At 60.8% G+C, this 19,328-nt stretch carries 20 protein-coding genes; 12 read left to right on the plus strand and 8 right to left on the minus strand.

Annotation, left to right across the window (positions count from 1 at the left end; genetic code table 11):
* Nucleotides 1–28: 28 nt before the first annotated feature.
* Entirely contained in the window at nucleotides 29–2,542 is a 2,514-nt protein-coding gene (locus C5L13_RS06250; protein ID WP_105382392.1) for a GcvT family protein, read from the minus strand.
* A 151-nt stretch (nucleotides 2,543–2,693) separates the two neighbouring features.
* On the minus strand, nucleotides 2,694–5,168 hold the full coding sequence (locus C5L13_RS06255; RefSeq protein ID WP_245423263.1) for a mechanosensitive ion channel family protein: 2,475 nt from the start codon (nucleotides 5,166–5,168) through the stop codon (nucleotides 2,694–2,696).
* Between the two features lie 167 nt (nucleotides 5,169–5,335).
* On the opposite strand from C5L13_RS06255, the gene C5L13_RS06260 reads away from it, so the two are divergent.
* Nucleotides 5,336–5,590: a GlsB/YeaQ/YmgE family stress response membrane protein gene (locus tag C5L13_RS06260; protein WP_105382393.1), complete on the plus strand. Its 255-nt coding sequence runs from the start codon at nucleotides 5,336–5,338 to the stop codon at nucleotides 5,588–5,590.
* A gap of 9 nt (nucleotides 5,591–5,599) precedes the next feature.
* On the opposite strand, the gene C5L13_RS06265 is transcribed toward C5L13_RS06260, so the two are convergent.
* From C5L13_RS06265 to C5L13_RS06280, 4 genes are all read right to left on the minus strand, one after another.
* Nucleotides 5,600–6,157 (minus strand): DUF924 family protein, encoded by a 558-nt coding sequence (locus C5L13_RS06265; protein WP_105382394.1) that lies wholly within the window; start codon nucleotides 6,155–6,157, stop codon nucleotides 5,600–5,602.
* Nucleotides 6,158–6,167: 10 nt separating this feature from the next.
* Nucleotides 6,168–6,659 (minus strand): heme-degrading domain-containing protein, encoded by a 492-nt coding sequence (locus C5L13_RS06270; RefSeq protein ID WP_105382395.1) that lies wholly within the window; start codon nucleotides 6,657–6,659, stop codon nucleotides 6,168–6,170.
* A gap of 67 nt (nucleotides 6,660–6,726) precedes the next feature.
* Nucleotides 6,727–7,278 (minus strand): FMN reductase, encoded by a 552-nt coding sequence (msuE, locus tag C5L13_RS06275; protein WP_105382396.1) that lies wholly within the window; start codon nucleotides 7,276–7,278, stop codon nucleotides 6,727–6,729.
* Between the two features lie 114 nt (nucleotides 7,279–7,392).
* A complete protein-coding gene (locus tag C5L13_RS06280; RefSeq protein WP_105382397.1) occupies nucleotides 7,393–8,781 on the minus strand; it encodes an FAD/NAD(P)-binding protein in 1,389 nt (462 codons plus the stop codon).
* A gap of 129 nt (nucleotides 8,782–8,910) precedes the next feature.
* Here C5L13_RS06280 and C5L13_RS28670 point away from each other — a divergent pair, with 129 nt between their 5' ends.
* Nucleotides 8,911–9,183, plus strand: a complete 273-nt coding sequence (locus C5L13_RS28670; RefSeq protein ID WP_158693398.1) for a hypothetical protein — start codon at nucleotides 8,911–8,913, stop codon at nucleotides 9,181–9,183.
* A 23-nt stretch (nucleotides 9,184–9,206) separates the two neighbouring features.
* Here C5L13_RS28670 and C5L13_RS06290 read toward each other — a convergent pair whose 3' ends face one another.
* Nucleotides 9,207–9,569, minus strand: coding sequence for a response regulator (locus tag C5L13_RS06290; protein ID WP_407070406.1), 363 nt, complete (start codon nucleotides 9,567–9,569; stop codon nucleotides 9,207–9,209).
* Between the two features lie 269 nt (nucleotides 9,570–9,838).
* Between C5L13_RS06290 and C5L13_RS06295 the strand changes: the two genes are divergently transcribed.
* From C5L13_RS06295 to C5L13_RS06340, 10 genes are all read left to right on the plus strand, one after another.
* On the plus strand, nucleotides 9,839–10,231 hold the full coding sequence (locus tag C5L13_RS06295) for a group III truncated hemoglobin (protein WP_105382400.1): 393 nt from the start codon (nucleotides 9,839–9,841) through the stop codon (nucleotides 10,229–10,231).
* 223 nt (nucleotides 10,232–10,454) lie between these two features.
* The gene (locus C5L13_RS06300) at nucleotides 10,455–11,075 is read left to right on the plus strand and encodes a UbiX family flavin prenyltransferase (protein ID WP_105382640.1); all 621 of its coding nucleotides are present in this window, start codon (nucleotides 10,455–10,457) and stop codon (nucleotides 11,073–11,075) included.
* A gap of 19 nt (nucleotides 11,076–11,094) precedes the next feature.
* Nucleotides 11,095–11,370: a DUF6522 family protein gene (locus tag C5L13_RS06305; protein WP_105382401.1), complete on the plus strand. Its 276-nt coding sequence runs from the start codon at nucleotides 11,095–11,097 to the stop codon at nucleotides 11,368–11,370.
* A 156-nt stretch (nucleotides 11,371–11,526) separates the two neighbouring features.
* The gene (locus C5L13_RS06310) at nucleotides 11,527–11,997 is read left to right on the plus strand and encodes a hemerythrin domain-containing protein (protein ID WP_105382402.1); all 471 of its coding nucleotides are present in this window, start codon (nucleotides 11,527–11,529) and stop codon (nucleotides 11,995–11,997) included.
* Between the two features lie 111 nt (nucleotides 11,998–12,108).
* The gene (gene ubiT, locus C5L13_RS06315) at nucleotides 12,109–12,618 is read left to right on the plus strand and encodes a ubiquinone anaerobic biosynthesis accessory factor UbiT (RefSeq protein ID WP_105382641.1); all 510 of its coding nucleotides are present in this window, start codon (nucleotides 12,109–12,111) and stop codon (nucleotides 12,616–12,618) included.
* The gene (ubiU, locus tag C5L13_RS06320) at nucleotides 12,609–13,586 is read left to right on the plus strand and encodes a ubiquinone anaerobic biosynthesis protein UbiU (protein WP_105382403.1); all 978 of its coding nucleotides are present in this window, start codon (nucleotides 12,609–12,611) and stop codon (nucleotides 13,584–13,586) included. The genes ubiT and ubiU overlap by 10 nt, the downstream gene beginning before the upstream one ends.
* Nucleotides 13,587–13,591: 5 nt before the next feature.
* Nucleotides 13,592–14,521, plus strand: coding sequence for a ubiquinone anaerobic biosynthesis protein UbiV (gene ubiV / locus C5L13_RS06325; protein WP_105382404.1), 930 nt, complete (start codon nucleotides 13,592–13,594; stop codon nucleotides 14,519–14,521).
* A gap of 380 nt (nucleotides 14,522–14,901) precedes the next feature.
* The gene (locus tag C5L13_RS06330; protein WP_105382405.1) at nucleotides 14,902–15,309 is read left to right on the plus strand and encodes a hypothetical protein; all 408 of its coding nucleotides are present in this window, start codon (nucleotides 14,902–14,904) and stop codon (nucleotides 15,307–15,309) included.
* A gap of 82 nt (nucleotides 15,310–15,391) precedes the next feature.
* On the plus strand, nucleotides 15,392–17,932 hold the full coding sequence (secD, locus tag C5L13_RS06335) for a protein translocase subunit SecD (RefSeq protein ID WP_105382406.1): 2,541 nt from the start codon (nucleotides 15,392–15,394) through the stop codon (nucleotides 17,930–17,932).
* A 72-nt stretch (nucleotides 17,933–18,004) separates the two neighbouring features.
* The gene (locus C5L13_RS06340; protein ID WP_105382642.1) at nucleotides 18,005–18,442 is read left to right on the plus strand and encodes a YqaA family protein; all 438 of its coding nucleotides are present in this window, start codon (nucleotides 18,005–18,007) and stop codon (nucleotides 18,440–18,442) included.
* A 15-nt stretch (nucleotides 18,443–18,457) separates the two neighbouring features.
* Here C5L13_RS06340 and C5L13_RS06345 read toward each other — a convergent pair whose 3' ends face one another.
* A complete protein-coding gene (locus tag C5L13_RS06345) occupies nucleotides 18,458–19,195 on the minus strand; it encodes a class I SAM-dependent methyltransferase (RefSeq protein WP_158693399.1) in 738 nt (245 codons plus the stop codon).
* Nucleotides 19,196–19,328: the final 133 nt, after the last annotated feature.

The following is a 19,328-nucleotide window of genomic DNA, read 5'->3' on the forward strand; positions in this document are numbered from 1 at the left end:
TCGTCAAGATATCTGTTTTCGAGCAACCTTAGGCACGAAGCGCGGCGTTATCGGCGTCGAACGGACTTTCCGGGATGACGCTTGCATTATACAGCGTGCCCAAGATCTTGATCTTGAGCTTGGTTCCGGTCTCGGCATAGCCGGGCTTTACCATGGCAAGGGCCAGCGATTTGCCGATTCGCCAACCATAGGCGCCGTTGGTGGCGCGGCCGATCAACTCACCCGCCTCGTTGTAGATCGCCTCGGAACCGCGCGTATCCACATCGTTGGCGCCCTCCACCGCCAAGGTGCAGAAGTTCCACCTGAGCCCTTTTTCCTTGTAGGAAAGCAGCCCCTCCTTGCCGAGAAACTCCTTGTCCGCCTTGATGAAGCGGTCGAGGCCGGATTCGTAGGCGTTGTACTCGATCGACATCTCGCGCGGAATGAGCCGGTAGGACTTCTCGACCGACATGGCGAGCATGGCGCGAATGCCGAAAGGTTTGATACCGAACTCGGCGCCGGCCTCCATCAGCTTGTCGAAAATGTAGTTCTGCATCTCGATCGGATGGTGCAGTTCCCACCCGAGTTCGCCGACGAAGTTGACGCGGAGGGCATGAGCGGAAGCTACACCGATGGCAATCTCCTTGCCGGAAAGCCAGGGGAAATCCTTGTTCTCCAGGCTCGTCCGGGTGAGTTTCTTCAGGACAGCGCGGGATTTCGGACCGGCGAGCACCAGCACGCCGATCTTCTGGGTGATCTGCTGCAGGCGGACGGAGCCGTCCGTCGGGGCAAGCTTACGCAGATAATCGTGGTCATGAGCCTCATAGGCACCGGCCGAAACGAGGTAGAAACGGCCCGGTGCCCATTCGTAGACGGTGAACTCGGAACGGACCCCGCCGCTCTTGGTCAGCAGGTGGCAAAGTGCGATCCGCCCCTGCTTCTTCGGTATGGCGTTGGCAAAAATCGATTCGAGCCACGCGCGTGCGCCGGGGCCGGAGGCCTCCATCTTCGCAAAGGCCGACATATCCAGCACGCCGACATTCTCGTGGACGTTCTTCACCTCGTTGCCGACATGCTCGAAGTAGTTCGAACGGCGGAACGACCACTTTTCGACAATCCGGCCGTCTTCCAGCGCGGGCGCGTGATTATGGGCGGTGATAACGTCGGCACCAACGCCGAGCTCACTCTCCGGCACTTCGTAACCGTCAGGCGCAAACCAGTTAGCGCGCTCCCAGCCGTAGACGGAGCCGAAGACCGCACCGAGGTTCTTCAGCCGGTCATAAACGGGCGTCGTCTTCAAGGGGCGAGCCGCCGACCGCTCCTCATCCGGATAATGCATCGTGAAAACATTGGCATAGGCTTCTTCGTTCTTCTCGATGAGATAGCCTTCCGTAGCGTAAGGCCCGAAGCGGCGCGGATCGACGCCCATCATATCCACGGTCGGCTCGCCATCGACGATCCACTCCGCCAGCTGCCAGCCGGCACCGCCCGCCGCGGTGATGCCGAAGGAGTGCCCTTCGTTGAGCCAGAAGTTCTTGAGCCCCGGAGCCGGTCCGACGATCGGGGAACCATCCGGCGTGTAGGCGATCGCGCCGTTATAAACCTTCTTGATGCCGACGTCTCCAAAGGCGGGTACGCGGGCGATCGCGGTTTCGATATAGGGCATCAACCGGTCGAGATCTTCCTGGAAGAGTTCGTATTCGCTCTCGTCCGAGGGACCGTCGACGTAACAGACGGGGGCGCCGACCTCGTACGGACCGAGCAGCAGCCCGCCGTTTTCCTCGCGCATGTACCACGAGGAGTCGGATTCGCGCAGGACGCCCATTTCGGGCAAGCCCTTGGCCTTGCGTTCCTGGATCGCCGGATGCGGCTCCGTGACGATGTATTGATGTTCGACCGGGATCACCGGAACGTTGAGGCCGACCATCTCCCCGGTCTTGCGGGCGAAATTGCCGGTGCATGAAATGAGATGTTCGGCCGTGATCTCGCCCTTGTCGGTCGTCACCTTCCACAAGCCGTCGGGCTGCTGCGAAATCGCCGTGACCGTCGTGTTCCGATAGATGGTCGCGCCGCGGTCGCGCGCACCCTTGGCAAGGGCCTGTGTGAGATCGGCCGGTTGGATATAACCGTCGTCGGGATGCTGGATGGCTCCGAGAATTCCATCGGTTTCGCAGAGCGGCCAGATTTCCTTCACCTGCTCCGGCGTCAGGATATTCACCTTGACGCCGATGGTCTCGGCGATGCCGGCATAATACATAAATTCTTCCCAGCGATCCTTGGTCCGGGCAAGACGAATGTTGCTGACATTCGAAAAACCGACATTCATGCCAGTTTCGTTCTGAAGCTCCTGATAGAAGCGCACCGAGTACTTATGGAGCTGGCCAACCGAATAGGACAGGTTGAAAAGCGGTAGAAGGCCTGCGGCATGCCAGGTCGACCCCGAGGTCAGTTCCTTGCGCTCGATGAGGACGGAATCGCCCCAGCCCTTTTTCGCCAGATGGTAGAGCGTGGAAACGCCGACCACGCCGCCGCCGATCACCACCGCCCGTGCATGTGTCTTCATGGAATGAACCCCTCTTTGGCCTCGTGTGACCGTCTGTCAATCTGCTGGGACTATGCAATTCCAGCCGAGCGGCCAAACGCCTGATTACGACATGGCCGCATCCAGCTCGCGACGGCGATACGACATTCCGTCATCTGAGGGCAGGAGGCGATCAGACGCCTCCCCTATCATCGGCCTCGTCCGGCAGAATCGGCTTGCCGCGATGAAAGACGATCTCCTGTTGCGGGAATGGAATAGCGATCCCTTCGTCTCGGAACCGCTTCAGGATCGCGATCCTGAGATTGTTCCGAATGCGAAGTCCCTCCCCCATGTCGGCGAGGTGGAAGCGCAGCTCGAAGTTCAGCGACGACGGACCAAAGCTCAGAAATTCCACGTGCGGCTCGGGATTGCGCAGAACCTCGGGAATCTGATCGACCAGCTCCAGCAGAATATCCATCACCTTTTGCGGTTCGGTGTCGTAGCTCACCGAGATCGGCACTTCCGAGCGGCCGATCTTGTTGCGATGGGTCCAGTTGCCCACGGGCGAATTGATCAGGTCGGAGTTCGGCACGATGATGGCCTGCTTGCGGAACGTCTCGATCTCGGTCGCGCGTACCGAGATGCGCTTGACGATGCCTTCCGTCGCTCCCGTTATTACGTGATCGCCAACCTTGAAGGGACGCTCCACCAGCAGGATCAGGCCTGAAACGAAGTTGGAAACGATATTTTGCAGGCCGAAACCGATACCGACCGAAAGCGCGGAGGCGACCAGGGCGAAACTCGAGAGATTGATGCCCGCAGCCGATACGCCAACGATGACCGCGAGGCCGATACCGAGATAGCCGATGCCGGTCTTGACCGAATTGCGCACGCCGAGATCGACCTGGCTTCGCGCCAGCACATTCCCGTCGATCCATTTCTGCACCCAGCGGGTGACAACGTAGCCGACGCCGAAGAGAAGGATGCCGCCCAGGATGCCGATGATCGAGATGGAGATGTTGCCGATGCGGATCTCGGTGAAGAAGCCGTAGATCCAGGCTTCGATATCGGCGATCTGGAAGCCCCAGGTCAGCAGGATCAGCGGAATGCCGAACAGCAACGCGAAGGCATAGATGCCGAGACCCGCCACAAGCCCGGCCTGGTCGAGCGCCACCTCGTTGAAGTCCAACCGATCGGCAAGTCTTCTACCCGCTGCCGTCTCGGTAAACGAGCCCTGCTTGGAAATGGCCTTGCCCGACAAGAGACCGACATAGATGAGCACGACCACGGCGCCGGTGAGAACGATCTGGGTCGAGGCAAAGCGGGCGAGACCGACATAACCGGTCAGCACCGCGAGAATGAGCAGGCCTCCCATTACCCTCAGCAGCAGGGGAAAAAAGCGCGGCCACGCGTGGCCCTGCCCGTCTGGATCCTCGCCTTCGACAAGCCGCGGCTTGACGAAGGAGATGGCAATCAGAATGAGGCCGACGATGAGGGAAGCCAGCAGGCTTTTCACGATCGTCAGCACGAGCGGCGAACTCAACGCCTCGCTGATCGCGCCGAGCAGGTAATCCAGCCCGTTGACGATCGCCATCACGAGAACCGCCCATGTCAAAAGACGCGCGCCACGGTTGGTGATGCGCACCAGCCGCCATTCGGGTTCGCCGGGGGCCATGACGCCGTAGGTCAGCTTCCAAACGAAATAAACGAACCAGACGAAGCCGAAGAAGGTCGCGACGATCGGCGAGATATCCGCCCTCAGGACATTGAACCCGTCCAGGAAAACAAAGGAAGCGGCAAGGAAGGCCGCAAGCGACATCGTCTGGATGACGGTCGACCAGAAGGCGACGGAGAGACGCCGGATATAGGATGGGGTCTCATGAATCTCGCGACGGATGAAACGACCGAAAAGCCTGTAGCCGCCGCGAAGAAAGAGCAGGCCTGCGGCAAGCGACAAGACAATCGCTCCAAGGAGCTGCAGCTTCTTGAACTTCCAGACAAAACCGATCCAGCTTCCGAATGTGGATCCGAAATTGCGAACCTCCGCGACAAAGGCGTTTCCAGCGTCGGCGAAAAGCTCCGGGGAGAGTTCCGTGTGGCGGAACAGGGTTTGGGTGAAAAGGGTGCGGCGCAGATTGGTGATCGTATTGGCGAGCTGGGTGGCGCTGTTGGAAAGGCTGCCGGCGTCGTCGACGATAATGTTCAGCTGCGAACGCTCGTTGAGGAGACGGGCTCGTTCTTCGGCAACCGCTGGCGCTTCAGCGGGCTGGCCGGAGGCCGGCGGCTCGCCGAGGCTGGAGAGCCGCCCCTGGATCTGTTCGACGCGCGTCTTCATCGCGTCGGAGGCGGCGCGCATTTCCTTGACGATCTCTTCGGCCTGAACCCTGAGTTCCGCCAAGCGGGCATCGTCATGGGCTTCGTCCTCTATGCGCGTGCGGAAATTGTTGAGCTGTCCGCGAATGGCATCGAGCTTGCCCTTCATGTCCTCGTTGATCGAATCAACGGTCACGTCGGCCTCGGGTCGCGGCTGCGCTTGCTGCTGAGCCTGGGCCGCCGCATCGGCCGGCAAGCCGACAAAAGCGGCACCTGCCACGATGAGAAAGGCTGCGAAAATTGCGCGGGCCGCGCGCGAAGAAGTTGAACGGCCGGTCTTGAAGGGTCGTGCCAAGGCTCTGCTCTTTGTCTTTTTCGATCGGATTCGCGGGCGAAAATAGAGGCACTTCAAGGCGAAGAAAAGGAAGCTTGCGCCGCTCCCTCAAGAATTGGAACAAACGGAGGGAACTCGGGAACATTTCTCCGCGTTACCTTCCGCCACAACCAATGGAGGGTAGGCTTATGGAAAGTGATGCAGGGATCGGCTGGATTGCGGCAATCATTATCGGCGGCGTTGCCGGGTGGCTCGCCGAACAGTTCATGAAGAGCAATATGGGCATCCTCATGAACATTCTTCTCGGCATCGTTGGCGCCATCATCGCCAATGCCATTCTCAGCGTCTTCGGCGTCGTGCTCGGCGGCTGGATCGGTTATCTCATTGCAGGTTTCATCGGAGCCTGCATCCTGATTGCCGTCGGTCGCATGGTACGCCGTTAGCGCCTGATGTCAGAAACCGGCGCCGGGTCTCGAAAGGTATTCGAGCTCGGCGGCGGTGGATTCCCGCCCCAGAAGCGCATTTCGGTGCGGAAACCGCCCAAATTGCCGAATCACCACACGGTGACGCTCTGCATAATCGAGATATTCGGCATCCCCCAGCAGAGCAAAAAGCTCCACCGACCGATCCTGCTCGGCCAGATTTTCCGAATGTTCGAACGGCAGGTAGAAGAAAACACGCTGCTCCGGCGGGACGGCCATATCCGCACCGGCCTCGATCGCGAGCTTGGCTTCCCTCAACGCCTGCCAATCGGTCGCAAACGCCAGCGGCGTGCCACGGTAGAGATTGCGCGGGAACTGGTCGAGCACGATGACGGCTGCCAGGCGATTTTGAGGAGATGCACGCCAAGTATCCAGTTCACCGCGGGCAAGCGATAGATGCGTCGGCGCAAAATGCCTCCGCATCGCCTCGTCCAACGCCTCGTTCTTCTCGAACCAGTCTTTGCGGCTAAGCTCCTTGAACCAGAAGGAGAACACCTCGTCAGAGGTCTTGATATCGGCTTTGGCCATCGGGGGTTCCTCAATCGAGCCGGAAAGTCGAGACGTCCTTGCCGAGCAGGCGCCCTAGCGCCTCCACGACCAGATTGTGATCTTCCCGCTGCGGCAGGCCCGATACCGTTACGGCTCCGATACAGCCGACGCCGGTGACTGCAATCGGAAAACTGCCCCCGTGCGGCGCATAGTCGACCGCCGACAGGCCATATTTCGATTCGAGCGTTTCATCCCGCTGCGCAAGCTTTCGACCGATCATGTAGCTCGATTGAAAAAACCGCAGAACAACGTTGCGCTTGCGCCGCACCCAGCTTTCGTTATCCGGTGTGGAGCCGGCAAGAGCCGCATAGAAGGCAGGCATGGAATGCAGCCGCACGTCGATCGCGACACCGAGGTTTCTTTCGATTGCCATATGACGGAGCAAGGATCCGAGATCCCACGCTGTGCCGAGGTCGAAGCGATCGAAGACAAGGGTCTTCTCCTGCTCGGTGATCCTGGCGATATCCTCCTCGATGGCCATGCCCGTTCTCCCTAAATTCGCTTGGACGGCGCGGGCATAGATACGGCAACGCGGACGAAAGTAAAGTTCAGCCGGTCGCGGCAAACTTCCGTGCGGGCAAGAAAGCGGCGAGCTCGTCGACGGCGAAACCGATTCTCTGCCGCAGCGGGTCCGAGACGATCCGGTAATCGGCGAAATCCTTGTCGGAAGCATACACGGCCGTCGGCAAGGTATGGGCCATAAAGAAACCGAAGAGCGGCCGCAGCTGGTGCTCGACCATCAAGGCATGCCGGTCACCGCCGCCTGTCGCGGTAATCAGGACGAGCTTGGCGCGGAGCTGCTCGGGGTCGATGAGGTCTATGAAATGCTTGAAAAGACCTGAATAGCTTCCTTTGTAGGTCGGCGACCCCACGATCAGCAGATCCGCTCCAACCACATCATCCAGGACGGCCGTCGCGGCCTCGTCGAGGTCGCGTTGGTGCTGCGCCTGCCCGAGGGAAGGCCCCACATCGGCCATATCATAAATCAACGGCTCGAAGCCGTAGCGGTGAGCGGCGATCCTGGCGATATGCTCGACCAGCACGAAAGTCTTGGAAGGCCGGTTGTAGCTACCGGCGAGACCGACAACCTTCAGAGCCATGGGAAATCCTTTCGCAAAACAATTTGCTACAGACTACCGCCCGTTTTTGCGGACGGAAGGAAAGGAAACACCGAAGACACCCTGTAAGAAGAAATTCATGCCAACGAAACCCGATCAGGCAATGCGAGCAGACGGCGGAGCCGTTTGCGCGACCTGCGCGGCGATCGCCTCCGCAAGCAGATTTGCCTGAACTCGAATATCCGGTACGGCCGTTATTTCCCAGAACTGGCCCGCCGTAAGGGCGCCAGCGGCAAACAGGCCGGGCTGGGCCTTGCCGTCTGCATCCAAAACCCGGGAATGCGGATCGACGGAAATACCGAGGCCGAGGTCGTCCATGACAAGCATCTCCCTCTCTCGCATTTCGCGCAGCAAGGGCGAATGCCCGATGCCGGCCCGTTCCATGCCCGTGCAATTGACGATCCAGTCGGCGCGAATGGAGGCGAAGCCCTGGGTGCCGCGCCGGCGATAGCCAATGTTCGCGACAGCGCCCTCATCGTCGATAGACCGGATGAATCCGGCATGTACGGTTACCGTCCCGTCCTTGATCAATGCGTCGAAGCGGGTGAAAACTTCCGGTGCGATGCGGTGACGGTGAATATTCCACCAGGCAAGCGCATGACGGAGAAAACGCGAGCGCTGCTCCCGGCTCAAAGACTGCCATAGGGCCTGGCTTTGCGGTCTCAGCCCGTCGACGACGCCGCGCCAGTCGGCGCCGCTGCTTTGTATCTGCTTACGCAAAGCGTGCAATAGCTGACTGATCTCCCGGCTGGCCGGCAGTGCCGGAGTGACCGGAGTGGCGCGCCGCGGAGGATGCGGGTGCGGCACCAGTCCGCGACGCGACAGCACATGAATTTTACCGCGATGCCCACGGGCTCGTAGTGACAGCACCTGATCGATCATGGTCAGCCCGGAGCCGAGAATACAGATCTCGTCCGTTCTTCCCACCCGCGAAAGCCAGCTGAGCCGCCATGGATTGTCGATGATGCGAGGCCGGACGCTTTCCGCGACGCAATCCTTCGACACCGGCAGATCGGCGCTGCCGACACCCAAAGCCAAAACCACATTTCGGGCTTTCAATTCGTCGTGGTTGTCGAGACAGAAAACGAGGCGATCGCTCTCGCATTGAACGCAGGCCGTCGCCTTCGCCTTGACGAAATCCACATGGGCCCGGCGTTGCCGTGGCCGCAGGAGGGTCGCCAGCGTATCTCGCAGATAGAGGCCGTAGTCGCCGCGTGTGGCGAAATCCTCGGCGAAAACCGCCTTGCCCCTCCGCCGCAGCCACTCGACGAAATCGTCCGGCCGGTCCGGAAATACGCTCATTCGTGCGGCGGGCACGTTCAGGCGATGCAGATAGAATTCGGTGCGATAGGCCGTCCCACGCCCGAAACCCGGATCGTCCCCGACGACGGCTATCGAAGCGGAGCGTGGCAGAACCCTAAGGAGATTGATGGTGAGAGCGATTGCGGAGAAACCGGAACCGACGATAGCGACATCATAGGTCATCAAGCACACTCCTCGTCCGTTGCAATTGGGCGAAAGGGGGCAGTCTCACAAAGCCGCCGACACCCGGTTTGCCCGAGCTTCGGCAGCGGCCTTATCTCTACCAACTTAATAGAGATTGACGCATGATCGATGGTGCCGGTTGTGCTATTGGTGGTCGTCGGGTCGGTGACCCCCGGTAGCGGCGTTACCGGGGAGGTTCCCACAGTGCCGGCCGGCGCTGTCGCCGTGCCGGATTGCGGGCTCGTCGCATCCGTCGCAGGCACCTGGGAAAACGCAGGTTCGGCGAATGCAAGGGTTATCGCTACTATCGTTGCTAGCCTCGTCAGCATATCGAGATCTCCTCGGATGGACCGGCAACACAACCGCAAACAGGGCTATCTGGTTCCGCCGGGCACCCTTTGAAGCTTGGGTGAGGCGCCCTCCTCTTAGCGCATCAGCTCATGAATCGAGGACAACAGCCTGTCGTGCTGGTAGGGCTTCGGCAGGAACACCGTATTGGCGGGCAACAGCATAGGATCAAGATTGACGACGCCGGAGGTGATGATAATGCCCACATTGGGGCGCACGGCGCGGATACGTCGGGCAAGCTGGAGCCCGTCCATTGAACCCGCCATATTGACGTCGGTGAACACGATATCGATATCGGACCGGTTTCGGAAAAGCACCATTGCCTCATCGGCATTCCCGGCCTCGAGGACCACATGGCCGACTTCTTCCAGCACATCGAGCGTTGTGAATCGGATCAGCGGCTCATCATCCACGATGAGCACGACGGCATTCTGCGCCATCAAAATCTCCTAAGATGCGCCCCATCGGGGGCCACGGTCAGGTAATATGCTCGGCAATTGTCGCGAAATCCGGGCCTATCTGCGTGACGCCATATAGGGGATGGGGGAGTCAGCGGCAAGCATCGCTCGTTTCAGCGTCAAATTCATGTCGACACCTGCCGCAACTCGGGGATTCTGGTCCTTGAGAACCGGTGCGCGCATTCGTCATCTCGACATCCGGACTTTTGCGGGCGACTTGATGCCTGGCGTTTGGAAGCGGATGATTGCAAATGAATGATGTCCGGCGGGATACGATCGACGAGGAGCTTGTGCGGACTGTCGTCCACCTCTTCTACGGCAGGGTTAGGACCGATCCGTTGCTCGGTCCGATCTTCGAAGGCCGGATAGGGCGTGACTGGGACGCTCACCTTCAGCGTCTGACATTGTTCTGGTCCGCCTTGGCTTTCAAAAATGGCGTGTACTCCGGCAATCCCCACAAAGCCCATCAGGGACTTGCCTTGACGGCGGAACACTTCCAGCGTTGGCTTCATCTCTTCGAAGACACCCTGGAACAGACATGCCGCGGAGACGCCATGGAATTCTTCCGGGAGCGTGCGCACCGCATCGCGGAGAGCCTTCAGATCGGCCTCGGCATCGGACCCAAGGCGCTGCGCCTCTCCTGAAACGCAAGTCCGCGTTTTCTCATCGGCCACCTCTCATAAGCTGATTGCGTTGCGTCAACGAAAGAGTTGCCCAATCACCTCATGGTCCGCTCGCCATAGTCAAGGCTACCGGAACAGGAGCGAGTAATGCGGAAGATATCTGGACCATGTGCGGAATCCATATTCGGCGGCCGCTTTCGGGACCATCGCCGCGGCATTCGGCTTCGTCCTGAGGAAGATCGTCATGAAGCCTGAGCGAGTGATCGTTGGAATATCGGGCGCCTCGGGTGCCGCGATCGCTGTTCGGATTGTCGAGCGACTGGCTGAACTGCCGGATATCGAAACTCACCTCGTGGTCTCCGATGCCGGAAGGCGGACGCTGCAGCACGAGATCGGTCCGCAGGCACTTGCCTACGTCCGCTCCCTCGCCCAAAGGATCTACCCGGCGAGCGACATCGGGGCTGCGATCGCAAGCGGCTCCTTCCCTGTTCATGGAATGATCGTGGCACCGTGTTCCATGCGCACGCTATCGGCCGTGGCGACCGGCCATGCCGACACGCTCATCGTCCGGGCGGCCGACGTGCAACTCAAGGAACGGAGAAGGCTCGTGCTGCTTGCCAGGGAAACGCCGTTGCATCTCGGCCACCTGCGCAATATGTGCACAGTCACTGAAATGGGAGCGATCGTCATGCCGCCAGTGCCTGCTTTCTACCACAAACCGCAGACGATCGACGATATGGTCGATCAACTGGCTTGTCGGGCGATCGACCTTCTGGCTCTGTCCATCGGAACCATCGCTCGGACGTGGGAAGGCGAGATCACTGAAACAGAGCGGCGATCCACAGTAACCGACCTTCTCCTTTAGCTCGCCCGTAGGACGAATCATGCATATCGAACGCGACGAAAATGGTGATTTTGTCCTGGAAACCCCTGAGCTTGCCCAGCGTTTCGGACTGTCGAGCGAGGAGTTCCGAAAAAGCCTCAGACAAGGACACATCACGAGCAGCGTGGAACGGGGCGAAGGAGAGGATGCCGGAACCCACAGGCTGAGCGTGCGGCTTGGAAACCGCAGATGGCGCGCCATCCTGAGCGCCCAAGGCAAGGTGGATCACGAAGAGATGACCTTCGTAAAGAATTCCCCCAAACCGCGCCGTCCCTGATCCGGGATTTCCAACGGCGCCCACGGTTCCGCCTTGCTTGCTTCCGCGCAAAGATAGGCCGACCCTGTTCGGGCATTATCCTTCCTTGCGGAATGCTCTCGGGAAAAATCCCCGTCTGGACACACTCCGCCACCTCACGGGTTGAAGGGAAGGAATATGACAATCAAGGCGAAGCTGAGCGCCCAGAACCTTGCCGTGCTGGAGCGCAATCACGAGGCGCTTCTGGAGCTGTGCCTGGCGCTCGAGGAAATAGCCTCCTCGTTGCCCGGCGAAATCGACCGCGTGACCTGCCTCGCTGCATCGGAGGACATTGGCGCGTTGATTGAGATGACGCATGTGCTGGAAGAGGAAGTGCTGTTTCCCGACTTCAGCAGCAATGCCGGATCAAACTTTGCGCAGCGCATGATCGAACGGCTGAAGGCGGAGCACCGCTGCGATCTGCTTGCCGGTCGGGAAGTCTCGAAGACCTTGAAGGAGCTTGCGACCAGCAGCGGCGCTTCCATCAGTTCGGCCCACCATCTGCTCCAGGGTTTTCAGGAGGCCCTCAGACGGCATGTGCATTCGGAAAAGCTGATCATCGAAGCACTGCTTGTTGCCGAAGCCGAGGGGCGTGAGGTCTTGTGCTAGCGTAATCGAACTGCCGTGCGCTTGGGAAAAGCCCCTGCTGTTTGCGCCCCGTCAAACATCGCCGTGACGACAGCCGATAGCCTCCGGCCGATTCCAGCAGGACCCGCCCAGATGAGATTTCCCGCGACACTCGCCGCCCCTCTTAATGTCATTCCAGTCGCGGCGATCGAGCGGGCCACGTCCATCCTGTTTCGGCGGGTGATGAAGGAACATCCCCATCTGTTCGTCCGCCTCGGGGAGCATGTGGGAAAGCGCTTCGCCTTCATGCCGACCGACATCCCGCTTGTTTTCGTTGTTTCACCCGCGCAGCCTTCCATCTGTGTGGCGCGAAGGACACCAGCACCGCCAGACGCGGATGCCTGCGTCGAAGGCCCAATCGTCATGCTGCTCGCGCTGCTCGAAGGCCGCTGCGATGCGGACGCCCTTTTCTTCTCGCGCGACCTCACCGTCAGCGGCGACATGGAGGCCATGCTGGCAATGCGCAACGCCCTCGACGACTGCGATATCGATCTACCGCGCGACCTGTCCGCTCTGGCCGGCCCGCTTGCGCCGATCGTCAGCCGCGTCGCCGAGAGCATTCGGCAGCGCGCACTGACCGGGGAGGTTGGCCGATGGAACTGATTTGCCCCGCCGGAACACCCGCAGCTTTTCGCGAGGCTGTCGACGCCGGCGCCGATGCCGTTTATTGCGGCTTCCGCGACGAGACGAACGCCCGCAACTTTCCGGGCCTGAACTTCACGAGGGACGAGTTACGTGAAGCAATTGTCTATGCCGGCCGGAACGGCACCCAGACCTTCGTCGCCCTCAACACTTTCATGCGCGCAGGCGATGAAGAGATCTGGTACCGGGCCGCCGCCGACGCGGTGGCGCTCGGCGCCGATGCGCTGATCCTTGCCGATTTCGGCTTGATGGCCCATGTCGCGGAGCACTATCCCGACCAGCGGCTGCATGTCTCGGTGCAGGCGTCCGCCTCCAACGTCGATGCGATCAACTTTCTGGTCGACGCCTTCAACGCCAAGCGCGTGGTCCTGCCTCGGACGCTGACCATCGCCGACATAGCTCGCATTGCGCCGAAGATCCGCTGCGAAATCGAAGTCTTCGTCTTCGGCGGACTTTGCGTCATGGCCGAAGGGCGCTGTTCGTTGTCTTCCTATGCGACCGGGAAGTCGCCGAATATGAACGGCGTCTGCTCGCCGGCCAGCCATGTCCGTTACCGCAAGGAAGCAGATGAGCTCGTTTCCGAGCTTGGCGCCTACACCATAAACCGCTTCGCCGCCGGAGAGGCCGCCGGTTATCCGACACTCTGCAAGGGCCGCTTCGATATCGCCGACGAGCCCGGCTACGCCTTCGAGGACCCGGTATCGCTCGATGTCATGGGCGAGATCGATGCCCTGACCGCAGCCGGTGTCAGCGCACTGAAAATCGAGGGCCGCCAGCGCGGCAAAGCCTATGTGGCGGAGGTCGTTTCGACGCTGAAGAAGGCGTTATCGGCCAAGCCTGATGATCGCCCGGCCCTGCTTGCCCATCTCCGCGGGTTGAGCGAGGGGCAGAAGACGACATCCGGTGCCTACGAAAAGCGTTGGAGATAAGGACCATGGACATTGCCCGCCCCTCGCTGACCATGGGTCCCGTCTACTATCTTTGGGATAGCGCAAAATGGCGCGATCTCCACTTCCGCATCGCCGACGAATCCCCCTTCGATCGGGTTGTGATCGGTGAGACGGTCTGTTCCAAACGGCAGCATTTTATCGAGCCGCACATTGCCGAGGTCATCGAACGGCTGGAGGACGCCGGCAAGACGGTGCTCCTTTCGACGCTGGCTCTCGTTACGCTGGAGCGGGAAAGCAGGCTGGTCCGCGAGCTTGCACACGATAGCCAGCACATGGTCGAGGCGAACGACCTCTCGGCGCTCGGTCTTTTGAACGGCAAGGCCCATAGCATCGGGCCATTGGTCAACGTCTACAATTCCGCCACCGCCCGGCTGCTGGCCGGGCGCGGTGCTTGCCGCATCTGTCTGCCGCCGGAGCTCCCCTTCTCCTCCGTCAAGCGGGTCGTTTCCGCGACCCCGGGAGTCGATTTCGAGGTCTTCGCATTCGGACGTATGCCGCTGGCGATCTCCGCACGCTGCGCCCACGCGCGATCGAAAGGAAAAATCAAGGACAATTGCCAGTTCGTATGCGGTGAGGATCCGGACGGCCTGCCGGTGAGAACGCTCGACCGCCAGTCGTTCCTGGCTTTGAACGGCGTGCAGACGATTTCCCATACCTGTCAGGCCCTTCTCGGAGAACTCGTCGAGCTTGCCGCGTGCGGGGTTTCAGCAATCCGCTTGTCGCCTCAGGACTGCGACATGGTGGCCGTGGCGACCCTCTATCGGGACGCGCTCGATGGGGCCATCGGGGCAGACGAGGCCGCCGAAAAACTCCGGAGGCTTTATCCCGCCGCGCCGCTGTCAAACGGCTTTCATCATGCGCGCGAAGGTGCCGCCTGGGTTGCGCGGGCCCGTGACACCGCTCATGTAGGGTAATCCACCTGCGCAATGCGGATCAAACCAGATGAGATGATGTGCTGTTTTCGGACAGGGAAGTCAGCGTTTCGTCACCAAGCTTCCGACTTTCGTTTCAGGTCCCATTGAACATGCTCCGAAAGCAAAGGTAGGTGCGCTTTCAGCCGGCATGATGCCGGTTAGGGGCTCGCGGACCCCCTTCTCGCAAGAGTTGGTGAGCCCCGCTTCAACTTCTTCGACGCCTTGTGGGCCGAATGCTTCGGCGTCGGTAATGAAGCCGCAATCTCGATCTACGCTCCCCGACACTGAGATTGACCACCTGAAGGCTCTCCTTTAGAAGGCTGCTTTCCGTTCCGAAGCAGGCACTTCGGGATTTTGTAAACGCTCCGGAGCTGAGACGGATGGCGCTTTTTCCGCAGGACAAGCGGATCAGAGGCGAACGCGACGAGCTTAACCTGCCGTCGCGCTGGCCAGCGATTGCCGCGGCGCTGCTGATTGCCGCGCTTTTCGGCCTGCTGTCGGGCGTCGTAAAGGACGTGCAGATCTCGCGCGGCATCCAGTCCGCCGGCAAAAGCACCGATGCCCCGAATCTTTCCAAGCGCGAGCCGCTCAGGGCGCTCGCAGCAACGGATCGCAAGGACGGAGCCGGCCCTCATTCGGCGAATGCGGACGGCGCGCTCGTGCCTCGTTTCACCGCAATCGCCTTCCCGCTTTATTCCGCGGCCCAGGCGCCGAATGCCATCGCCGAAACCCGGCGCCTCCGGTTCTGGCCGGGATCGCTGCCGCGAGCGCCGCCTCGCGCCGTCTGAGAATAACGCCTCCGGCGTCTCGACAATATGAGCATTCTTGCCCTCCGCCCAGGAAGCGACAGGGCTTAGCAGGATCAGAAACATGAGAAATTCCCCCTGGCTGGTGGCGAGCTATGCTCTCATCATCATTATCGGCGTTCTGGTGGCGCTGCCGAACGTCATCCCGCAGTCCACCCTCGACCGTCTTCCGTCATGGCTGCCCCACAATCGGGTTTCCCTCGGCCTCGATCTGCGCGGTGGCTCGCATCTGGTGCTGGAAGTGGACCGCGCGGACCTGATCAACGAGCGCGTCCAGAGCCTCCTCCAGGATGCCCGCCGCGTACTGCGCGACAAGAACATCAACACCTCGGCGATCCGCCGTTCTGGCGAAACGATCACCGTCGCACTTCGCGACCCGGCACAGCGAGACGCGGCCGTCACAGAGCTGCAGACGCTCGCAAACCCTGTCGGTCTGGGAACGGCCGTCGGCGGCAGCGATCTTGCAATCACAACGCCGTCCGACAACACGATCTCGATTGCCCAGACGGAAGCGGGCATCAACTCGCACATCACCGCCGCGGTTGATCAGAGCCTTGAAATCATCCGCCAGCGTGTCGACCAGGTGGGTGTTGCCGAACCGACCATCCAGCGCGTCGGCTCCGACCGTGTTCTCGTCCAGCTTCCGGGCGAACAGGATCCGTCCCGCCTGCGCCAGCTCCTCGGCTCCACCGCCAAGATGAGCTTCCACCTGCTCGGCCAGCAGGGTGAGCCGGGCGTTACGATGCTCTCGGACGACGGCGGCAACCAGTATCCGGTTCTCGATCGCGTCGAACTGTCCGGCGACCGTCTGACGGATGCCCGCGCCGCCTTTGACCAGCAGACCAACGAGCCGGTCGTCAACTTCCGCTTCGATTCGGCCGGCGCCAACCGCTTCGCCCAGATCACCCAGCAGAATGTCGGCCGTCCCTTCGCGATCGTGCTCGACAACAAGGTGCTGAGCGCGCCCGTCATCCGCACGCCGATCACCGGCGGCTCGGGTCAGATCTCGGGCGGTTTCTCGGTCGAGGAAGCCAATACGCTTTCGGCCTTGCTGCGCGCCGGCGCCCTGCCCGCCAAGCTGACAGTCATCGAGGAACGCACCGTGGGTGCCGACCTCGGTTCCGATGCCATCGAGATGGGTATCTTCACCGGCATCATCGGTTTCGGCCTCGTCGTCGGTTTCATGTTCTTCCTTTATGGCCCCTGGGGCATTCTCGCCAACGTGGCGCTGTTCATCAACGTCATCCTGACCTTTGCCGGCCTGACGCTAATCGGCTCCACACTGACGCTACCCGGTATCGCCGGTATCGTGCTCGGCATCGGCCTGGCGGTCGACGCGAACGTTCTCATCAACGAACGCATCAAGGAGGAAACGAGGAAGGGTCGCAGCGCCTTCGGAGCAATCGACGCGGGCTTCAAGCGCGCCTACTCGACCATCGTCGACAGTAACGTCACGGCCCTGATCGCTACGGTGCTGCTCTTCTGGTTCGGGTCGGGTCCCGTCCGCGGCTTCGCCGTTACCATGGGTCTCGGCATCGCGATCTCGATGTTCACGGCGGTTTCCATCGTCCGTGTCGTGATGGTCTTCATTGCAGCGCGTCAGAAGCTCAAGAAAATCGAGATCAAGCCGCTCCTGCCGATCAACCTGATCCCGGACGGAACGCATATCAACTTCATGAAGGGTCGGTTCGTCGGCATCGGCGTATCGCTGATATTGTCCGTGGCCTCGATCATTCTGTTCGTCACGCCCGGCCTGAACTACGGCGTCGACTTCCGCGGTGGCATCCAGCTCGAAGTCATAACCCAGAACGAAACGGATCTGGGAGCCTTCCGGTCCGGCCTCGACGAACTTGGCCTCGGCGAAGTCGCGCTGCAGGAATTCGGTGCCAAAAACCGGGTGCTGGTCCGCGTCGAGCGGCAACCGGGCGGTGAACAGGCACAGACCGAGGCCGTCGAAAAACTGAAGGCCGAAGTGGTCAAGATCGACTCGACCTCGAAGGTGGAACGTACCGAAGTCGTTGGCCCGAAGGTCAGCGGCGAGCTTGCAACGGCAGGCATCCTGGCAGTCGTGCTCGCGTCGCTCGCGATGCTCGTCTATATCTGGGCGCGGTTCGAATGGCCCTTCGCAGTGGGCGCAATCGCAACCCTTGTGCTCGACGTCACGAAAACGATCGGCTTCTTCGCGCTGACCGGCCTCGACTTCAACCTGACGGCCATCGCGGCGCTGCTGACACTCGTCGGCTATTCGGTGAACGACAAGGTCGTGGTCTACGACCGGATGCGTGAAAACATGCGTCTCTACAAGAAGATGCCGCTGCGCGAACTGATCGACCTGTCGATCAACGAAACGCTGGCTCGAAGCCTCTACACCTCCGTCACCGCCTTCCTGGCGATGCTGCCGATGGCGATCTGGGGCGGCAGCGCGGTGGAAAGCTTCGCAATCCCGATGGTGTTCGGTATCGTGATCGCGGCTTCCTCGTCGGTCTTCATCGCGGCGCCGATCCTGCTCTTCCTCGGCGACTGGCGCACCCGGCGCAAGGCCAACCAGGCCGAAGCCGCCGGCGAAGCGGCCATCGAGGACGGCGAACGCGCAAAGCAGGTCTGAATTTCACATTCAGCGATACCGAAGGGCGGATGAGAATCCGCCCTTTTTGTTTCCCCTCTCCAAGTCTTGATCATGTTCGATTTTGCCGCCTACGCGGGCCTTTTCTCCGCAGCCTTCATCGCCGCCACCATTTTTCCGATGCAGTCGGAAGCGATCCTTGTGGGACTGATCCTCAGCGATCGGTATTCGCTCGCGGGACTGCTTCTCGTGGCGTCGGTCGGCAATACGCTGGGCGCTGCGGTCAACTGGTTCATCGGACGCGGGGTCGAGCAGTTTCGAGACAGGCGCTGGTTTCCCGTCACACCCGAAAAGCTCGAGCGGGCGCAAATCTGGTATCAGAAATACGGAAAATGGTCGCTTCTGCTGAGCTGGCTGCCGATTGGCGGCGACGCGGTCACTGTTGCCGCCGGGGTCATGAAGGAGCCTTTGCCGATCTTCCTGATCCTCGTCTTTATAGGCAAGGCCAGTCGCTATCTGGTTCTCGCAGGCGCAACGCTGAGCATCATCTGAGGCCCAACCGGCCTGTCAGTCGTCCAATTCGCCTGCGGCAGGCAGCGCTGCGAACAACGCTTCTTCCCCGGAGGTTCGCACGCCATGGAGATGATCCAGCGGCTTCCGGCGAGAGATCTTGTATACGGCGGCCGGCGGCAGATTGCGCATGGTCCCCCCGATATGGGTAGCCTTGAGGCCCAGCCTATCGAGGATCGGCCGAGGCACCGGGCACCGCGGGCCGTAAGTGAACTGATAAAAGGCCGCTCCCGGGCGGAGATAGGTAAAAGCACCCAGCAGAATAGCCGTCACCTTTCTAGGCGACATGGAGAGGATCGGCAGACCGCTTACGACCGCACCGACAGGCTGGCCCTCGAAGAGATCCCCCGAGTGAAGCTTCGCGGCATCCATCTGAAGCACGCGCGCCTTCGGAAAACGACGCTGGAGACCTGGAACAAATTCCGTTCCGTACTCGATCAGCGTCAGATCGGATTCGCTGACGCCTCGTGCCAGCAGGGCACGGGTGAAGACGCCGGTGCCAGGCCCCAATTCGATCACGGGGCCATCGATCGGCGCAATATCCTGGGTCATCAGCCTCGCAAGCGAATCTCCGGACGGCGCGACGGCTGCCACACGCAGCGGATTGCTGATCCAGGAGCGGAAGAAATGCAGAAAGTCGGAAACGGCTGCATCTGTCGCAGGCAATAAGGCTTCGTCAGCGGAAAGTTGCCCCGCGCCCCGCCCCTTGCCGCCGGCATTGCAATTCCAAGTCATGGAACTCTCCTGATTATCCTGATGCCGTTGCGCCCAGATCCACAATGCAGGCACATATCAGGTCCACACATGGCATTTTCAAGGAAACGCCCTAGGTTGCATTTGCGTCGGCGGAACAACAAGACTTTGCTGG

The organism is Neorhizobium alkalisoli (assembly GCF_002968635.1).
Lineage (GTDB): Bacteria > Pseudomonadota > Alphaproteobacteria > Rhizobiales > Rhizobiaceae > Neorhizobium > Neorhizobium alkalisoli.